Below are 17080 nucleotides of genomic sequence, written 5' to 3'. Positions count from 1 at the left end.
AGGTATTTTTGCAATCAGCATTTAGAAAATTGATTCAATATGAAAAAGAAAATACCTATCATTCTCCTTAACTTTACCGGCGTATACGAATTGGAGGCATTTGCCTCAAATAAGAATATAATTCATGTAGATTGCCGGGACATGAAAGGGGTAGACTGCTATTGTGACGAAGAGGGTAGGGAGGAACTGCACCGCCGATTGGCTCCTTTTCCTGCCAAAGCCGTTCATTTCATAGATTCCGGAGATTTCCATTATCTTACGGAATATTGGGTGTCAAGAATTCATGAACCTTTCTCGCTCATAGTTTTCGACCATCATCCGGATATGCAGCAACCGGAATGGGAGGGTGTTGTGTCATGTGGCGGTTGGGTGAGAGATGTTTTGGAGAAGAACCCGTTTGTCAAACACATTATCATTGTGGGGGCATCGGACGAGTTGATAGCCCAGGTGCCTGTTCACTTAAGAGAGAGGGTGTTGTTCTACAGTCAGGCAGAGATAGACCATCACCAGGCTTGGCCGTCGAAGGCTGGTAAACTTATACATGAGCCGGTTTACATATCCATAGATAAGGATGTATTGAGAAAGCAGGATGCCATCACCGACTGGAGCAATGGAGATATGACACTTATGCAGCTCCAAGCCGTGCTTCGCATCATCTATGCCCATGAGAAAGTGATAGGGATAGATATTACAGGCGAATGTTCAGCTACGCTTGACTATTTCTCTGAGTTGGAGGATGCAGAGATTAACAACGAGGCAAATGAAGAATTGCTAAGGATGATTCTGGAGGAGAACCATCCTTAGCCTTCTTAAGCGTAAGCTTGAAGAATACGGTCTAGTTCGTCGAGTTCTTCCTCCTTTGTTGCCCAGCTTGTAACGAATCGGCAGATGATTTCATGTTCGCTCTTTCTTTCCCATATCTCGAATGCTACTTTTTGGGAAAGGGCTTCGTAGAGGGCAGGTGAGAGTACTACAAACTGCTGATTGGTTGGAGAATCGTAGGCAATGGTGATACCATGCTTTTCGAAGATGCTGCGGATGCGGGTAGCCGTAGCGATGGCATGGCGCGATATCTTGAAATAGAGCTCATCCGTAAACAGCGTGTCAAACTGGATGCCGAGCATTCTGCCCTTGGCAAGCAAGGCTCCATGACGCTTCACGTTGGTGAAGAAGTATTTCGGTGTCTTCATGCCCGAGAATACCACAGCTTCTCCCATCATGGCACCCACCTTGGTTCCGCCGATATAGAATACATCACAATGTTTTGCAAGGAATGGCAAGTCATAGTCGCATGCCGCTGAAACCAGACCGTATCCCAGTCGTGCACCATCGATGAAGAGACGGAGGCCATATTTCTGGCAGGTTGCATACAGCGCAGCCAGTTCTTCTCTGGTGTAGACCATTCCGAACTCAGTCGGCATCGAGATATAAACCATGCCTGGCTGTACCATGTGAGGATGCGATTCGTCGGCTAGGAAGGTATCCATATAGGCTGACAGGGTGCCGGTTGTCAGCTTGCTGTTTTTTCCTGGTAGGGTAATGACCTTATGCCCGAAAGCTTCTACTGCTCCTGATTCATGTACCTCGATATGACCGGTTTCCACACAGATTACTCCTTCGCATCCCATGAGGACGGAATCAATGACCGTGGTGTTGGTCTGCGTACCGCCTGTCAGGAAGAACACTTCTGCATTCTCTTTGTCCACAGCCTTGCGGATTTTCTCTTTTGCAGATTCAGAGTATGGATCAAAACCATAACCAGATGTTTTATCACTGTTTGTCTTGCCAAGAGCTTCTAGAATCTCTGGCAGCATACCATTGTTGTAATCACTTTCAAATGAAATCATATTCTTAATATTACGTGTTTTAATTTAAACTAATTTCTTTATTCTGTTTCTATTTTACTTCTGTCAGTTTACCCGTCTGTGAGTCGATGATATAACCATACTGATTGCAAAGGTAATGATATTTGCTAAAATGTGAGTAAAATAACTATTAATTAATCAAAAATAGCCCTATTTCAGGTATCAGTGGTCATTATACAGATGTCATGTTCCGTTAGTTGACCAGGCTTATTTTTTTTACAAAATCATGATTTAAATCCTCTGAAAATCACGAATTTCCGCTCGGAAAATATTTCTTGAAGAATATTGAAAATATGGCGAAATTCGTAATCATCAGATATTCAACGTGTTATAAATCTCACAAATTTCTTCGGAAATCCGGAATTCTGTAGTCGTACAACTATAACCCCTATAGTTGTACGACTATAACTCCAGAGTTGTACAACTATAGCCTATATAGTCGTACAACTGTAGCCTTACGGTCGTACAACTATAGGTGATTCGTCTTTCAGAGAGCAAGTAATACGCTATCAAACCAAAAGATTTTTATCATCATGACCTTCTAGATTGAAAATACGGAAATTGCGATAATTAAGAAACAATATTTGACACCCGCATATTTCCGAAGTACAAATTCCAAACTGATGATATTTATATATACGTACCACCTATTTATCATAATCACCCTTAGAAAACGGATAGGAGAGCAGAGAATAAACGGATGAAAATGGATAAATTTGGCAGCAAAGTTTAAATTAATTATCCTTTGATGCCAATCCTGTCAAAAATGGCTCACTCTAGATATACAAACCGAGACTGGCACATAACTTGCTCTTACCCAGGATGAAAGCCGAAGCCGAAAGGGCAAGGGGAACGACAAGAACCCTAAGTAATGACAGTTGAGGGTTTCTAGAAATTCTTGAGCCTCGTAAGCCGAAGCAATCGTTATAAAGGATAAATTAAAAACAATGAGAAATCCCGACTGAGCCGGAAGGCGAAGAGAGGACGAGTAAAATAGAATTAGGAGGTTTTACATGATGTTGTTAGCTCGTAGAAATAACAGTGTTTCAAATTGGTTGAACAGTTGGTTTAATGACAACTTCTTTGATACAGGCTTGATGCCACACATGAACGCAACAGCTCCTGCAGTCAACGTCAAGGAAAGTGCTACAGCTTACACGATGGAGGTTGCAGCTCCTGGTTTGAAGAAAGATATGGTCAAGATGAACATCGATAAGGATGGTTATCTGAATGTATCCATCGAGAACAAGGATGAGAAGAAGGAAGAGAAGGAAGAGCATTACTTGCGTCGTGAGTTCTCTTACAGCAGCTACTCTCAGAGTTATGCTTTGCCAGAGGATGCTGATCAGGAGAAGATTTCCGCTGAGGTCAGTGACGGTGTCTTGAAGATTGAGATTCCTAAGATTGCCAAGGAGGAGAAGAAAGACGATGTTAAACACATTGAGGTTAAGTAATCTTTCTTGAAGTGCTATGCAGCTTTCAAGATACATTCATTGCATCGAGAAAATAATTAAAACAGAGGGCTAGTCCTGATTATGGGGCTAGCCCTTTTTTTTAAACGAATTTATCAATTCGCAAGACAGCTATAATTTTAGATAGTCCAAATTTGTTGCTTAATAGAATGTCCTCGTATGATAACCTTCTCTTAAAATATTATTTGAAATAGTCAAACAGAAAAATTGGGAAAGCATTGAGTACAGCTACTTTGCAATCTTCGGTATTCACATACTGTTCTACTTGTGAGTTGAATATTTTGTCTTGAAGTATGTCTTCTTTAGATGCAGGCATCGTATTCTTCCCCTTACATAGATAGTTCGCTTTTCCCACATTCATTTCCTTTAAATATTCCCAATTTTGCTTAACTTCCTCCATCTCTACTTCTGTTGGCTCTCGATGATCTTTCAGTAGGATGAAATCGAAACTGTCATACGCAGAAAAATCTGCAGATACACCTTTAAACTTACCACACTCAGAACGTGTTACAGAATACGTCCAATAGTTTGCATCGGGCAACTGCTTAGTATATCGTATAGACTCAACCATCGGATAGTCAATATATAGCCTACCAAACTCCGTTTCGTTGTTGAATGTTTCAAGCATTTCCTTTACCTGCCTGTTGATTTCTTCGAGAGATAAATTCCGGTTATGAAAGTCATAGTCGAAGAACAGATAGATTTCAGAAATGTCAGCAGATGCATCAATATCCTTGAGCGGATTGTCTGCTTGACCAGCAAATTTCTCCATCAGCAAAGACACAATATCTCCATCGCCATCATACTCCTGCAAATCTTTGTATAGCTGATAGATGTTGTTGTTATAGGAACATACTATCTGCTCTTCTCTATTTGCAAAGTATAATCGCTGGATGGTGCGGAACAAATCCGGCTCCCGTTTTACTCCTTCAAAAACGAATAGTATCATACTTCGAATGCGTTACCTCTAAACATTTTTTCTATATTATGCCCGAATCTCAACTCTTTTTGAGTGCAGTCGCTCAACGGCTTGATTTTGTTGTCTTGCAAGATGAAATTGCAATCTGGGCGAAGCAAGTCGTTGGTCATCAGATAGGTGTTGTGTGATGACGTAAAAGCCTGACATGGAAGGGAAAAGAGGGTTTTGCAAACCTCATAAGAGAGTCTGAAATGATAGAATGCATCAAATTCATCTATGAAAACGAACGATGCTTTTGTCATCTGTTTCAGCCAGTAATATAGCAGCATCAGAGATTGAGTACCCGTTGATGCAATCTTATCGAATGGAATGCGACCTAATCCAAATACGCAATACAACTCTTTATCATCATCCTTTGGCTCCTGAAACTCAAAACTTTGTCCGCTTACCCGATGGATGAATTCCTCAAAGTCCCGAGTCAGCTTATTCTTGATGATATACTCATCGAGATTTGCCGGAGCAGTAGCCAACCCCATAAACTCATTTTTTTCAACACTTCTGAACCATAACATTGAGTTTACGAATTGCTGCAGTTTCAGAAGATAATGTTCCTTGGCAAGAGGATAGGAAGTAAGCAGAAAGTTTACGATGGATACATTGTTGGCGTTATTGGCAAGGTTTGCCTTCACCGCAGAATCCATCGGGAACTCAACATCATCCAATGTCAAGACAGAATTCTTGTTGCAGAAAATAAGCTTGTTATTCACAACAAGTTCTTCTTCCTCCAGTTTTCCATCAGGTGATTTGCTATATGTATACAGTAACGTATCATCTCTAAACTTGAATGTATATTCAAATTTTACGGGGAAGTTCAACTTTCCCGTATATGTAAAGTTATCATAATAGTTCACCTTCTTCCACTTCTGTGAAAGATGATTGGTAATGTCGAAGATGGCCATTGCAAAGTTCGACTTGCCAGAACCATTAGGTCCATATACGATGCCATTCTTGATGATACCATCTTTAATGGCAAAAGTATTGAACGAATAGTTACTTGGTTTCGACAAATCCCATTCTATACGATTGGCAAATCCTCTATAGTTCGTTACGGCAAATTTTACTAGCATGCTTATAAATACTTTATTTTTAATTGATAACAATTTTGTTGGTGCAAAGCTAATACACACTTAAACAATGCAAACCATCTTTTATTATAATGTCAAGTGCAGCTAAGCAGTTGCAAAGATATACAAAATATCAATACGCCGTAATTTTTTTACGGATATTTAAGATAATAATCCTTGCAATACAATTTAAATGCTTTATCATTAAAAAAACTAATAGCTAAAGTTATATGGTGATTCCTCTCAATAGGGTGTACTGCAAACATTCTATTTACCATAAGCTTCCTGTCTGCCTTATCAAACATGATTTTTTCTTCAAGTGCTCTAACTACCTCAGTTGAAAGAGGTTTGTGTATGTACTTTCGTACACTATGTCTTTGTTTGATAGCTTCTTCTATAGTCATGATTTCTATAATGAATTGTGCATGCAAAGTTAAGAAAAAATGCTTAACAATGGCAAATAATCAAGAAAAATTCCATGAAATAATAATTTTTTATAAAAAGAATATTATATTGGACCTTTTCTTGCATAATCTAGAAATTATTGTTACCTTTGCACGAAAAGTACAATATAATACACTACTTGGTATGAAAATTCAAGAAGTAATGAAATTGCAGCGTAAGGCCTTGGGAATAACCCAGCAAGACCTTGCTGACATGTCTGAGGTAGCCATTTCTACCATCAAGCAAATAGAGAGCGGCAAAGGCAACCCATCCCTATCGACGGTTGAAAAAATCATGGATATCCTTGGCATGGAGGTTAAATATGAGATTCGTCAAACCATTTAAATATAGTAGGATATGAGAAAAGCTATCCTTTTTTGGACGGTAAGATGAAACTTACCTATTTGCGAATAGTCAAAGAAAGAATTCAAAGATTCAAACGTAAATCAGAATGAGCTCCATGAAGGGTAATCATTCCCGGACTATCAAGACATGAGTAGTTGATAAATCATTGATTAACAATATAATAATATCCAATGAAACTTAACAAAATCCATCATGTAGCCGTGATTTGCTCCGACTATGAGAAATCCAAGCATTTCTATACAGATGTGCTCGGAATGAATATAGTAAGTGAAAATTATCGTGAAGGACGTGACTCCTGGAAGGCAGACTGCTGGCTTGATGACTCGTATGTCATAGAGCTCTTCTCCTTCCCTAATCCACCTGCACGTCCTTCCTATCCGGAAGCTGCCGGACTGCGCCATCTTGCTTTTGAGGTTGATGACCTTTTGGTGGCTATAGATGAGCTTGACAATAAAGGCATCGCTCATGAACCCATCCGTACAGATGAATATACTGGCAAGCGATTTGTATTCTTCAGCGACCCAGATGGTTTGCCGATAGAACTGTATGAAAAATAATAATTTAAATTAATACAATGAACATCAAGTCAATAGGTAGTAAAATCAAGGGAAATCCTAAGATGGTAGAGGGTACGGTATATTCCATGCTCATCATCTGTAGTATTTCCCATTTCTTGAATGATATGATTCAGTCGATTATCCCTTCCATCTATCCGATTGTGAAGGATAAGTTCGACTTCTCGTTTGCACAGATAGGTATCATCACGCTGGTCTTCCAGATGACGTCTTCCATCCTGCAACCTTTTACGGGGCTTTATGCTGACAAGCATCCCCGTCCCTATGCTCTTTCCCTCGGCATGTGCTTCACCTTGGTGGGCTTGCTCCTGCTGGCTTTTGCCGAGAATTATTTTCTGATTCTCCTGGCTGTGAGCGTCGTAGGTCTGGGCTCATCCGTGTTTCATCCCACAGCTTCAAGAGTGGCACAGATGGCATCGGGAGGCAAGAAGAGTCTGGCACAATCTATCTTTCAGGTGGGCGGCAATGGCGGATCGGCAGTAGGTCCGCTGCTGGCTGCCATCATTATCCTGCCTTTCGGACAGCATGCCATCTCCTGGTTTGCCCTTGCAGCCCTCCTCGCTGCCATCATCATGGTAAGATTGGGAGTCTGGTACAAGGCACGACTGGCTTACGTGGTGAACCATCCGCAGAAACAACCGCTTCTCAATACCCATATTTCTAAAAGGGTGAAGTATTGGGCACTGTTTATCCTCATCATGCTCGTGTTCTCCAAGTATTTCTATACGGCGTGCATCACGAGCTACTTCACCTTCTTCCTGATGGATAAGTTCGGTGTCTCGGTACAGACTTCACAGCTGTGTCTCTTCGTGTTCCTTGCAGCCTTTGCCATAGGAACTGTGGCAGGAGGAATGCTGGGTGACAAGTTCGGCAGAAAGTATGTCATCTGGTTTTCCATTCTGGGAGCAGCACCTTTCGCCATCGCCATGCCTTTCGTCAACTTCACGTGGACCATCATCTTTACCTTCCTGTCAGGATTGATCATTGCCTCGGCTTTCTCTTCCATCGTGGTATATGCCACCGACCTGATGCCAGATAAAGTAGGACTGATAGCCGGCATTTTCTTCGGACTGATGTTTGGTTTGGGAGGTTTGGGCTCTGCTTTCTTCGGCTGGTTAGCAGACAAGACGAGCATCGAGTTTATCTTCCAGGTGAGTGCCTTCCTGCCATTGCTCGGCATCATAGCAGGATTCTTGCCGAATACACAGAAGAAAAGCGTTGAAGAAACGGATGAAAACGCAAAGTAAATGAAAAACTAAAATGAAAAGAGAATATTAACAAATGGAACAAGAAGAAAAGAAACAGAAATCTCAAGCAGCAGAGAATCAGGCATCCTGCTCGTCTCTGCAGCCAGTTGAACCACATCCTTTTATTTCTGTCATACCGCTGGCAGTACTTATCACCCTCATCGTCCTGGTTGTCAAAATCTTCCCTGATGATGCCTTGGCTGGTGCCTCTCAGGTGGCCCTTATGATATCCACAGCAGTATGTGTAGCACTCGGTATGGGCATCTATAGGATGAAATGGAATATCTTTGAAGAGATGATCAAAAAGACCGTGGGCGATGCTGGAGTATCTATCCTGATCCTGCTGCTCATCGGAATGATGTCAGCTACCTGGATGATCAGTGGTGTGGTACCCACATTGATATATTATGGTGTACAGATCATGTCGCCAACCTTTTTCCTTCCCTGCGCATGCATCATCTCCAGCATCATTTCTGTGATGACGGGAACCTCATGGACCACTATTGCCACCATCGGTATTGCTCTGATGGGAATCGGTGATGCCCTGGGAATACCAGCTCCCTACACCGCTGGAGCTATTATCTCCGGTGCCTATTTTGGGGATAAACTCTCGCCAATGAGCGATACCACCGTCCTTGCTTCGAGTATAGCCGGAGCGGATCTCTTCTCACATATCCGCTATATGCTCTATACTACCATACCAAGCATCCTGCTCTCGCTGGTACTCTATCTCATCATCGGACTCTGTTATGATTCCAAGCCAGTGGATATCAGCCAGTATCTTACCGGTCTGAGCCATGGATTCAATATCTCTCTGTTTACCATGCTGGTTCCGGCTTTTACAGGATGGCTCATCTACCGCAAGACTCCATCTCTCATCACCCTTCTTCTTTCAGCCCTTTCAGCATGCATCTGTGCCCTCATTCTCCAGCCGGAAGTACTTGTAGGGATAGCAGGTGAAGACAGCATCTCTGCCAAAAGCCTCTTTGAAGGAATCATGACCACCTGCTATACCCATACCCAGGTAGATTGCGGTATGGCGAACATCAATGATCTCGTAGCCACCCGAGGTATGGCTGGCATGCTCAATACCATTTGGCTCATCCTCTGTGCCATGTGTTTCGGTTCATGTATGGTAGCCAGCGGCATGCTCCACGCCATTACCCACATGCTCCTGAAAAGCATCCACAGCACCGTATCACTTGTCTGCAGCACCGTGACATCAGGCGTCTTGCTCAATCTCGTTATGGGTGACCAGTTCCTGAGCATCATCATGAATGCATCTATCTATAAGGATGAGTATGCCGAACGAGGCTACCGTCCGGAACTCTTGAGCCGAAGTACAGAGGATAGCGCTACCGTAACGAGCGTATTGGTTCCATGGACAGCCTGCGGTATGACGCAGAGTACGGTTCTTGGTATCCCGACACTTGTCTATCTCCCCTTCTGCTTCTTCAACATCATCAGTCCTCTGATGAGTTGTCTGGTTGCCATCCTTGGCTTCGTACCCAACCCACAACCCAAGGAAAACAAAGCATCTGCAGCGGAAGAGTCTGATATCCATTAATATAGGAGATTCATAGATATAGGAGGCTAATAGAAATGAAAAAAGAATCAAAAGTAAACCAAGCAAAATATGTAGAACTCAATTTGTTTCCTGAGGAGAAAGAGGAGCATCAGAAAGACTCTATCTCTTCAGAAGACATGGAAAGCGATACTTCTCCAGACAAAGAGTATGACTTGACTGATTTGTTTGAAAGACTTTCCAAATCAACATTTCGCAGCCGATTCCATCTCTCGAAGAAGGATAAGGAATATATTGCAGAAAAGGGTTTGGCTACCATCCGTAAGCATGCGGAGGATTTCGTTGCCAAACGCCTTGCTCCTGCCGTGATTCCCAATGACGGCAAGCAGACGCCTATGAGAGGGCATCCTGTATTCATTGCCCAGCATGCTACAGGCTGCTGTTGCCGTGGTTGTTTCTTCAAATGGCATCATATACCTGCCGGAAGACAGCTGACAGGAGAAGAACAGCAGTATGCTGTAGCAGTACTGATGGCATGGATTGAAAAACAGGTTTAAAAAGGAATTTCTTTTTCCTATAAAGGCTAGAATTTTCATGTCCAAAACTCTTCTTCGCCAGTGGGTTGCATCTTGCCCCCGCACTTTGGGCAAGTATGCATATCCCACCTGTGAATCCTGTCAGAACCACATCTTAGACATAGCCTTCCTACAAGAGAATTAAAACTAGGTGCAGCATCACCAATTACTCCACCCACCACAAGAGGTACTATGTTTCTGCAGTCAGGACAAGACATGGCTTCGATATGCTGTCCCATGAAGCCACGTCCCTCATATACTTCGGTCTCGTACCCACAATCCTGGCATCTGAATATCTTCTTTTGTGACATAAATAATCTCCTTTCTTACCATTTTAACACCCAACTTGCATTGGATGTCTTGCCAATCTATACCATCATCGACATGATAGAGACTGCAGAATAACCCATAATATAATGAAGTAAATAGGTTTGATGCTTCATTATATTATAGGTTAAGCTTAAACCTTTCCTTAAACATATCTATCTCTCTAGCTGGGATTTGAAGCAGAGTAGCTAAACTTCCGGCATGAACCTTAAGCCAATTCTCATCAAACTTAAATGCATAACTGTCAGAGCCGTGCAATTTTTCATAGCACAACTCCCCTACCAGCTCCGCTTTGCCAAGCCAGTTAAAATCAGCGAAAACAAACAGTCGTTCCATTCCTACTCCTTTTTAGATGCTCGTTGACGATTCTTCAGTCCCATATCCTGCAATGCCCTTCCGAGTTTGTCATCCTTTGCCAGGAGCAAGATGTCATCATCCAGCTGAAGAGCATAGAGTACACGAAGGTAAATTCCGATGGAAACCGTTGGTAATCCCTTTTCTACCTTGCAAAGTGTAACTTCCGAGCATGTTGCCCTTTCTGCAACTTGTGCCATGCTCAGGTTGCGCCGTAATCTGGCAAGCTTAATCTGCTCACCCACGATTTCCATCTTTTGAATCAACTTCCTTGGAAGTTTGTTTGCCATTGTATTCTTTGTCATAGCTTTAATCTTAATTATGATATGCAAAAATACATAATTTACTTTATTATAAGATGGGTTATCAAGTTTTTTAAAGAATAATTAGATGTATTAAATTAAACGCAGAAATCTGCCGGCATTACTGCCTTCCTCCACTTCTTCCTCGGCACGCGCCATGATAGGTGATGCTCCAATAGCCAATAGGCTGTTGGCTTGTATCAAAGCATAACAGAAAGTCCCTCATAAAAGTGTATATGTAGCCCCAAAAGTCCCTCATAAAAGTGTGTTAATCTTTCAAAACGTCCCTCATAAAAATGTGATGTATTTTGCTATTTCATTAATTTTCAGTATTTTTGCACCAAAAGAGCAGGTAGTAAGAATCAACCAGGTATGGAACTCCATCCCTTCCCAACTAGCCAAAGAGAATAAAAAGTTCATCTATGGTGTTGTAAAACAAGGTGCCAGAGCCAAGGATTATGAGTTGGCCATCCAATGGCTCATAGATGCAGGACTGGTATATAAAATCAGTAGGGTGAAGACTTTGGGTCTTCCTCTGAAGATTCATGAGGATGTCAGTGCCTTCAAATTGTATCTCTTGGATTGTGGACTGCTGGGGGCTATGAGTAAAACTCCGCCAGCCATGCTTCTGCTGCCTAGTAATGACAATACCGGGAAAGGTGATTTTACGGAAAACTTCGTTTGCTGTCAGCTGGAATCGCTGCGCCAGATTCCTATATATTATTATAGTAAGGAAAACAGCCAGCTGGAACTAGACTTTGTCATTCAGGCAGGAATGCAGGTCATACCGGTAGAAGTGAAGGCAGAGGAGAATCTTCAGTCAAAGTCTTTGAAAGCGACTATAGCCAAATATCCCGGAATGAAAGGCTTGCGCTTTTCCATGAGCGACTATCGGGAGCAGGACGGCATCACAAATGTACCACTCTACGGGGCAAGAGGATATTTGGAAACATTCATCTAAAAACAAATACCGAACCAGTATGTGCTGGACCAGGAACTGGTCATGATGATAGACCAGGCCTCTTCACCCTCATTCTTCCTGGCAGAAGAACACCTTGATGACATGTGTAAAATTCTCAATGATTCTTTCCATCAAAGAGAGTGATAGTATTCAACTACCCACAAGCGAAAGACTTGTGGGTAGTTCCATTCCATCTCCAAGGTACGCTTCTTGGAATCAGGAAATACTGCCAATATCACAACTAAAAAATTAATTAGTAATAAAGTTCTTACTAAGAAGATTGATACATTGGAGACTGAATAATATAATTATTCTTTGTCTATTCGTTTAAGTTCTGTTTTCATCTTTTTACCATAGGCTTCGCCTCGTGGAGCAAGATATTGAAAGAATATAGTATCGCCAGAAAACTCAATTTCTAGAGTAAATAGTGCTCTATAGTCACCTAAACGAATTCTATATATATTACGATACCCAACAAGTTTCTTGCAGTCAGAGATATCTTGAATACCTTTGGCTGCTTTAACTTCTACTATCGTACGTCTTAAAGAATCGAGCATCTTGCCTGAAAGACGTTTGGAAGCTTTGACAAAGGCTTTGGAAAATTCGACATTCATACGCCTAACCACTTTTCAAAATCTTCTTGTTCTTCTTTGTTGGCACGGATGAGACCCTCTGGCTGCTCTTTTCTTAATTTAGCATAGAGCTTTGCGTCTTCGTAATCTTCGGCTATGCCATTGAGTATATCCTCAATATAGTTTTTGAGGTTGGTTCCCTTCTGAATAGCCATAATGGATAGAGTCTTAAAAGTATCATCTTTTAAGTCAATAATCTTTCTTTTAGAAGGTGTTACTGAAACTGTACTCATAAGTGTATTTATTTAAATGGTTCTACTTTGGTGCAAAGATACATAATATATTTCATATATATGGTATATCTCTATGTATAATTAATAAAGATTAATAGTTAGATGGATGATAAAACTGCTTTTCAACACATTAAGTATTTTGAAGAAGAAACATGGCATGGCACTGGAAATGATTAAGGCAGCCATCAATCATGTGCTTGATGATGTGTGTGCGTAAACAGGTTGCATGAAGTGTGCAAACGTTTGCACAAAGAAATGTAGCCTTTTTGAAACTTTTTCTTGCTTCGTATTGGATTTTCTCTTAAATTTGCAGCCGAAAAGGAAACCCGGTGACATCCACCATGTTACAAGGATAAGCCGGCAAGTTCTCAATAGAAGTGCAAAAAATGAAATTGATTCGGATGATGAAACAAAAAAAATTACTTATAGTGTCTGTCTTACTTGTATTGGCTGTTTTCTCTAGCAGAGCGCAGAAAGTAGCCATAAAGACAAATATACCCTATCTTGCCACATCAACCCCCAACTTGGCGATAGAAGTCGCAACTGGTGACAAGCACTCATTTTCTGTAGGTGGAGGGTGGCAGCCTTGGCAATTCTCAGATACCAAGAAGTTGAAACATTGGCTCGTGCAACCCGAACTGCGATACTGGACGTGCGAAACCTTCAACGGACACTTCTTCGGCATCCATGCGTTGGGAGGACAATTCAATGCAGGAGGCATAAAGCTGCCTTTCGGGTTGTTCCCATCGTTGCGCGACAACCGTTATCAAGGCTGGGCCGCCGGTGGAGGCTTGTCTTATGGCTATCAATGGGTAATGTCACCCCGATGGAACTTTGAGCTGTCGGTGGGCGTGGGCTATCTCTATGTCGACTACAAGAAGTACGAATGTCGGGAGTGTGGCAAGCCCGTTGAAAAGTCACACTACAACTACATCGGTCCAACCAAGGCCGCCATAAGTCTGATATACTGTCTGTAACGTTAACTCATAAACAAATATGAAAATGAACATTATAAATAAATGCCTCTTGGGAGCCGTCCTCCTATACATACAGCCTGCCACTACCATGGCAGACAACAACCATGGCTACTTCTGTGGGGTGAACAACGAGACCATACGTCTCAAAGCCGGACAGATAGCCTTGTCGTTCACACTCGACCTAGGAAAACAGACCGTCAAGAGCCAGCACCGTCGTACCATCATACCCATCATACGCACCGATGACAACAGCCACTCGGTAGAGCTGGCTCCTGTGGTGGTAAGCGGACGCACACGAGCCTTGAAAGACCGTCGTTCCGGTAATTCATACGCGCCAACCGACAAGCCCTACATCACACTGGAAGGCAAAAAGACCCGATTTGTGGAATACAAAGCCAACATCGACCGACAGCCATGGATGGACAAGGCTCGATTGATACTAAGAGAAGAGGTGGTAGGGTGTGCCTGTGGCGGGCTGCTCGACAACGAACAGACCGTAGGCGACCTGCTGTATGCACCGCAACTGGCACTGTCGACCGAGATGAAATGTCCTAAAGAATACGATATCAGGACGAAGAGTTGCGATGCCTTTCTGATATACCCTGTCAACAAGACCATCCTGCTACCCAATCGCTATGGCAACCGCCAAGAACTAAACAAGATAGATTCGGTGTTGACAGCTGTCGAGAACAACCCTGTCTATGTCATCAACCGAATTGACATCGCAGGCTATGCATCGCCCGAAGGCACGCTGAACCACAACAAGTGGTTGGCAGAAGGCCGCGCCCAGGCATTGAAAAGCTACGTGAGCAAAAGATATTCATTTGCCAACTCGCTGTTGACAGTAACACCTAGGGGTGAGAACTGGGATGGACTGAAAGAAATTCTGTCCAAGATGGAGATACCATACAAAAGTTCTATCATGGAAGTCATAAAGAGAGAAAACGATTTGGACAAAAGGGAAGAGTCCATCAAGTCGATAGGCAGTGGCGAACCTTACAGAATCCTGCTGACCACAGTTTATCCCATGCTGAGGAAGAATATATTCAGAGTGGAATACTACAGCCGGGAAAGAACACCGGAAGAAGCACGAAAGATGGTTGAGACCCATCCCGAAGAACTCAACGTCTACGAGTTTTACACCGTGGCCGACACATTCTATGGCAACGACAAAGCGCAAAGAGACCGCACATTGATGATTGCTGCCGACAGCCACCCTACCCACTCCATAGCCAACCTCAACGCTGCGATAATCGCACTGCAACGAAACGACACCGCTAAGGCTGAGAAATACCTGCTGCACACGGCGAACGAACCGTTTACATGGAACACGCGTGCCTGTCTGCTTTGGAAAGAAGGCAAGGAAGAAGAGGCCGTGGTATGGTGGAAAAAGGCTGCAGAGGCCAACGACCCGAAAGCGGCTATGAATCTGGAAGAAGTGAGAAAGAGAAATTCTGATATATAATCAATTAATTAATTACTTAACACATGAAAACAAAACAACTTTTCTTTTGTAGTCTGACGGGGTTAGCCCTGTTGGCTGCCAGTTGCTCATCGAACGATGAAGCTTTAAATGGTGGTGATGGAACCACTAGCGAAGGCAAAACCTACGCACAGATTGCCATTTCTGTAGCAAACAGTGCTACCACGCGTGCCCTCGCAGGTATTACCGGTGACGAAGCTTATGGTGACGATGCAGAATACACCGTCAACGACCTTACTGTGGTGTTGGCCAATGAGAATGGCATTGCTATGCAGGTCATTACTCCAAAAATGAAAGAAGCAACGGTCAAAGACGAGAATGACAAACTAGTTCGTGTTACAGAACCATTCAAATGTACTCCCGGCAAGTATAAGGTATACGTCTTGGCCAACTACAAGTACAGCCAAAGCTCATTAAGCCCTATCATCAAAGGGTCTACAGATATGAAGGCGGTATTCGGTATAGGCGAAATCGCCAAACTCTATACAAAGGACAATTTCTTCATGACCAATGTTTCTGCCCCGGAAGCGCAAGAAATTAAAACGGATGCAACTGATAAAGAAGTAGATGATGCTGGAACAGAGATAACAGGTGGAAAAACCAACTTGAATCTCTTGAAAGTAGACGTTGAACGTGCCGTTTCAAAGGTCACATTCAACAATGACGTCGACCACCTATCCTTTGATATAAAACAAGGAGACAACACCCTAGCCACCACCATAGCCAAGGCCACGTTGGAAGGTGTCAGCCTGATTAACTTGAATAAAAAGATGTATCTTGTAAAGGAAGGAACACTTGCAATGAACAGACCTCTTGTTACTAACGATTGGCCTTACCCAAAAGATCCTAACTATAATGAAACTTCGATAGACGCAGCTTACTGTGAAACAAACTTCGAGCAAAGAATCGCAAAGGATTTCTCTGCTCCAAGCGAAGCCAAATTCTATTGTCCGGAAAACACGATGGAAGCCTCTGCCCAGTTAAACGGTCAGACCACCGGCGTTGTCTATAAAGTGAAATACGTACCTGAAGGCAAGTATTATACAGAACTGGCTGCTAAAAATGGAACAGACAGCTACAGCCAGATGTTTGAAAAAGTACTGAACCTTACTACTGGAAAAGACGCTGCCATCACGGATAAGATATTCACTGAAGCAAAAAATACAGACGGAACAGACATAACAGACGGAACATTCTATTCATACAACGGCTATGTCTTCAAAAGTAAGGCAGGTGCATGCTTGTACAAGGCCATTGCAACAAATACGGACGATAAAGCCGAAACTGTCAACAAAGATTTCACAAAGTCAATGTCTGAAAACGATAAAGATATTCAGACCTACGAGAAGGGTTACTGCTACTACACCGCATGGATTAAGCACAACCCAACAAGCACAGTAACTATGGAGCAAGACAAGTATGGAGTGGTGCGCAACTTCTGGTATGAACTGACAGTAAACAGCATCAAGAAGCTGGGCTACAGCCAGCCAACCTATAAGGAACCTACAGATCCTGACGACAAGGCAGAAGCAGCCATACAGGTGCAAGTCAACATCAAGAAATGGCGTGTGGTTAAACAAAACTTAGATTTGGAATAAGCCGCCAATAAATACAGAATACGAATATAAACAAAAGCTCGGTATCTCCTTCCTGACAACAAGAAGGAGATATCCCAATGGAACAAAACATTCCACCAATA

General features: G+C 42.6%; 20 protein-coding genes. 11 read left to right on the top strand and 9 right to left on the bottom strand.

Features of this window, described 5'->3' with window-relative positions; translation table 11 throughout:
• Window positions 1–39: 39 nt before the first annotated feature.
• A complete protein-coding gene (locus tag KUA46_RS16730; RefSeq protein WP_217326930.1) occupies window positions 40–804 on the top strand; it encodes an arginase family protein in 765 nt (254 codons plus the stop codon).
• A 5-nt stretch (window positions 805–809) separates the two neighbouring features.
• Here the strand turns inward: KUA46_RS16730 and KUA46_RS16725 are convergent, their stop codons facing one another.
• Window positions 810–1847: a threonine aldolase family protein gene (locus KUA46_RS16725; RefSeq protein ID WP_218487417.1), complete on the bottom strand. Its 1038-nt coding sequence runs from the start codon at window positions 1845–1847 to the stop codon at window positions 810–812.
• A gap of 1034 nt (window positions 1848–2881) precedes the next feature.
• On the opposite strand from KUA46_RS16725, the gene KUA46_RS16720 reads away from it, so the two are divergent.
• Entirely contained in the window at window positions 2882–3319 is a 438-nt protein-coding gene (locus KUA46_RS16720) for an Hsp20/alpha crystallin family protein (protein ID WP_119238328.1), read from the top strand.
• A gap of 199 nt (window positions 3320–3518) precedes the next feature.
• On the opposite strand, the gene KUA46_RS16715 is transcribed toward KUA46_RS16720, so the two are convergent.
• The 3 genes from KUA46_RS16715 to KUA46_RS16705 form a co-directional block, all read right to left on the bottom strand.
• Window positions 3519–4286 (bottom strand): hypothetical protein, encoded by a 768-nt coding sequence (locus KUA46_RS16715; protein WP_217326932.1) that lies wholly within the window; start codon window positions 4284–4286, stop codon window positions 3519–3521.
• Window positions 4283–5383: an AAA family ATPase gene (locus KUA46_RS16710; RefSeq protein ID WP_153119134.1), complete on the bottom strand. Its 1101-nt coding sequence runs from the start codon at window positions 5381–5383 to the stop codon at window positions 4283–4285. The genes KUA46_RS16715 and KUA46_RS16710 overlap by 4 nt, the downstream gene beginning before the upstream one ends.
• Window positions 5384–5532: 149 nt before the next feature.
• A complete protein-coding gene (locus KUA46_RS16705; protein ID WP_228114869.1) occupies window positions 5533–5784 on the bottom strand; it encodes a hypothetical protein in 252 nt (83 codons plus the stop codon).
• A gap of 49 nt (window positions 5785–5833) precedes the next feature.
• On the opposite strand from KUA46_RS16705, the gene KUA46_RS16700 reads away from it, so the two are divergent.
• The 5 genes from KUA46_RS16700 (at window position 5834) to KUA46_RS16680 (ending at window position 10094) form a co-directional block, all read left to right on the top strand.
• On the top strand, window positions 5834–6169 hold the full coding sequence (locus KUA46_RS16700) for a helix-turn-helix domain-containing protein (RefSeq protein WP_228114870.1): 336 nt from the start codon (window positions 5834–5836) through the stop codon (window positions 6167–6169).
• Window positions 6170–6360: 191 nt separating this feature from the next.
• Window positions 6361–6747, top strand: a complete 387-nt coding sequence (gene gloA2, locus KUA46_RS16695) for an SMU1112c/YaeR family gloxylase I-like metalloprotein (RefSeq protein WP_218487418.1) — start codon at window positions 6361–6363, stop codon at window positions 6745–6747.
• Window positions 6748–6764: 17 nt separating this feature from the next.
• Complete coding sequence (locus KUA46_RS16690) at window positions 6765–8012, top strand: MFS transporter (protein ID WP_117588116.1); 1248 nt, start codon at window positions 6765–6767, stop codon at window positions 8010–8012.
• A gap of 34 nt (window positions 8013–8046) precedes the next feature.
• Window positions 8047–9579: a Na+/H+ antiporter NhaC family protein gene (locus KUA46_RS16685; protein WP_256625064.1), complete on the top strand. Its 1533-nt coding sequence runs from the start codon at window positions 8047–8049 to the stop codon at window positions 9577–9579.
• A gap of 35 nt (window positions 9580–9614) precedes the next feature.
• On the top strand, window positions 9615–10094 hold the full coding sequence (locus KUA46_RS16680; RefSeq protein WP_420377698.1) for a DUF4186 domain-containing protein: 480 nt from the start codon (window positions 9615–9617) through the stop codon (window positions 10092–10094).
• A gap of 35 nt (window positions 10095–10129) precedes the next feature.
• Here the strand turns inward: KUA46_RS16680 and KUA46_RS16675 are convergent, their stop codons facing one another.
• The 3 genes from KUA46_RS16675 to KUA46_RS16665 form a co-directional block, all read right to left on the bottom strand.
• Window positions 10130–10423, bottom strand: coding sequence for a hypothetical protein (locus KUA46_RS16675; RefSeq protein WP_006848190.1), 294 nt, complete (start codon window positions 10421–10423; stop codon window positions 10130–10132).
• Between the two features lie 136 nt (window positions 10424–10559).
• On the bottom strand, window positions 10560–10775 hold the full coding sequence (locus KUA46_RS16670) for a hypothetical protein (RefSeq protein WP_217326933.1): 216 nt from the start codon (window positions 10773–10775) through the stop codon (window positions 10560–10562).
• Window positions 10776–10777: 2 nt separating this feature from the next.
• Entirely contained in the window at window positions 10778–11098 is a 321-nt protein-coding gene (locus KUA46_RS16665) for a helix-turn-helix domain-containing protein (RefSeq protein ID WP_006848192.1), read from the bottom strand.
• Between the two features lie 298 nt (window positions 11099–11396).
• On the opposite strand from KUA46_RS16665, the gene KUA46_RS16660 reads away from it, so the two are divergent.
• Window positions 11397–12056, top strand: coding sequence for a DUF4143 domain-containing protein (locus tag KUA46_RS16660; protein WP_420377699.1), 660 nt, complete (start codon window positions 11397–11399; stop codon window positions 12054–12056).
• A gap of 308 nt (window positions 12057–12364) precedes the next feature.
• Here the strand turns inward: KUA46_RS16660 and KUA46_RS16655 are convergent, their stop codons facing one another.
• Window positions 12365–12670, bottom strand: a complete 306-nt coding sequence (locus KUA46_RS16655) for a type II toxin-antitoxin system RelE family toxin (RefSeq protein WP_117695134.1) — start codon at window positions 12668–12670, stop codon at window positions 12365–12367.
• Complete coding sequence (locus tag KUA46_RS16650; protein ID WP_233339456.1) at window positions 12667–12843, bottom strand: hypothetical protein; 177 nt, start codon at window positions 12841–12843, stop codon at window positions 12667–12669. The genes KUA46_RS16655 and KUA46_RS16650 overlap by 4 nt, the downstream gene beginning before the upstream one ends.
• Window positions 12844–13307: 464 nt before the next feature.
• Between KUA46_RS16650 and KUA46_RS16645 the strand changes: the two genes are divergently transcribed.
• The 3 genes from KUA46_RS16645 to KUA46_RS16635 are packed head-to-tail and all read left to right on the top strand — an operon-like array spanning window position 13308 to window position 16979.
• The gene (locus KUA46_RS16645; RefSeq protein WP_337506553.1) at window positions 13308–13898 is read left to right on the top strand and encodes a DUF3575 domain-containing protein; all 591 of its coding nucleotides are present in this window, start codon (window positions 13308–13310) and stop codon (window positions 13896–13898) included.
• A gap of 25 nt (window positions 13899–13923) precedes the next feature.
• Window positions 13924–15363, top strand: a complete 1440-nt coding sequence (locus KUA46_RS16640) for a DUF3868 domain-containing protein (RefSeq protein WP_218487419.1) — start codon at window positions 13924–13926, stop codon at window positions 15361–15363.
• Window positions 15364–15386: 23 nt separating this feature from the next.
• Window positions 15387–16979, top strand: a complete 1593-nt coding sequence (locus KUA46_RS16635) for an Mfa1 family fimbria major subunit (RefSeq protein WP_218487420.1) — start codon at window positions 15387–15389, stop codon at window positions 16977–16979.
• The last annotated feature ends 101 nt before the right edge of the window (window positions 16980–17080 follow it).

It is taken from the genome of Segatella copri (assembly GCF_019249765.2).
Classification (GTDB): Bacteria; Bacteroidota; Bacteroidia; order Bacteroidales; family Bacteroidaceae; genus Prevotella; species Prevotella copri_K.
Note: the sequence above shows the minus strand (reverse complement) of the source record. Positions and strands in the feature narration are given on the sequence as shown.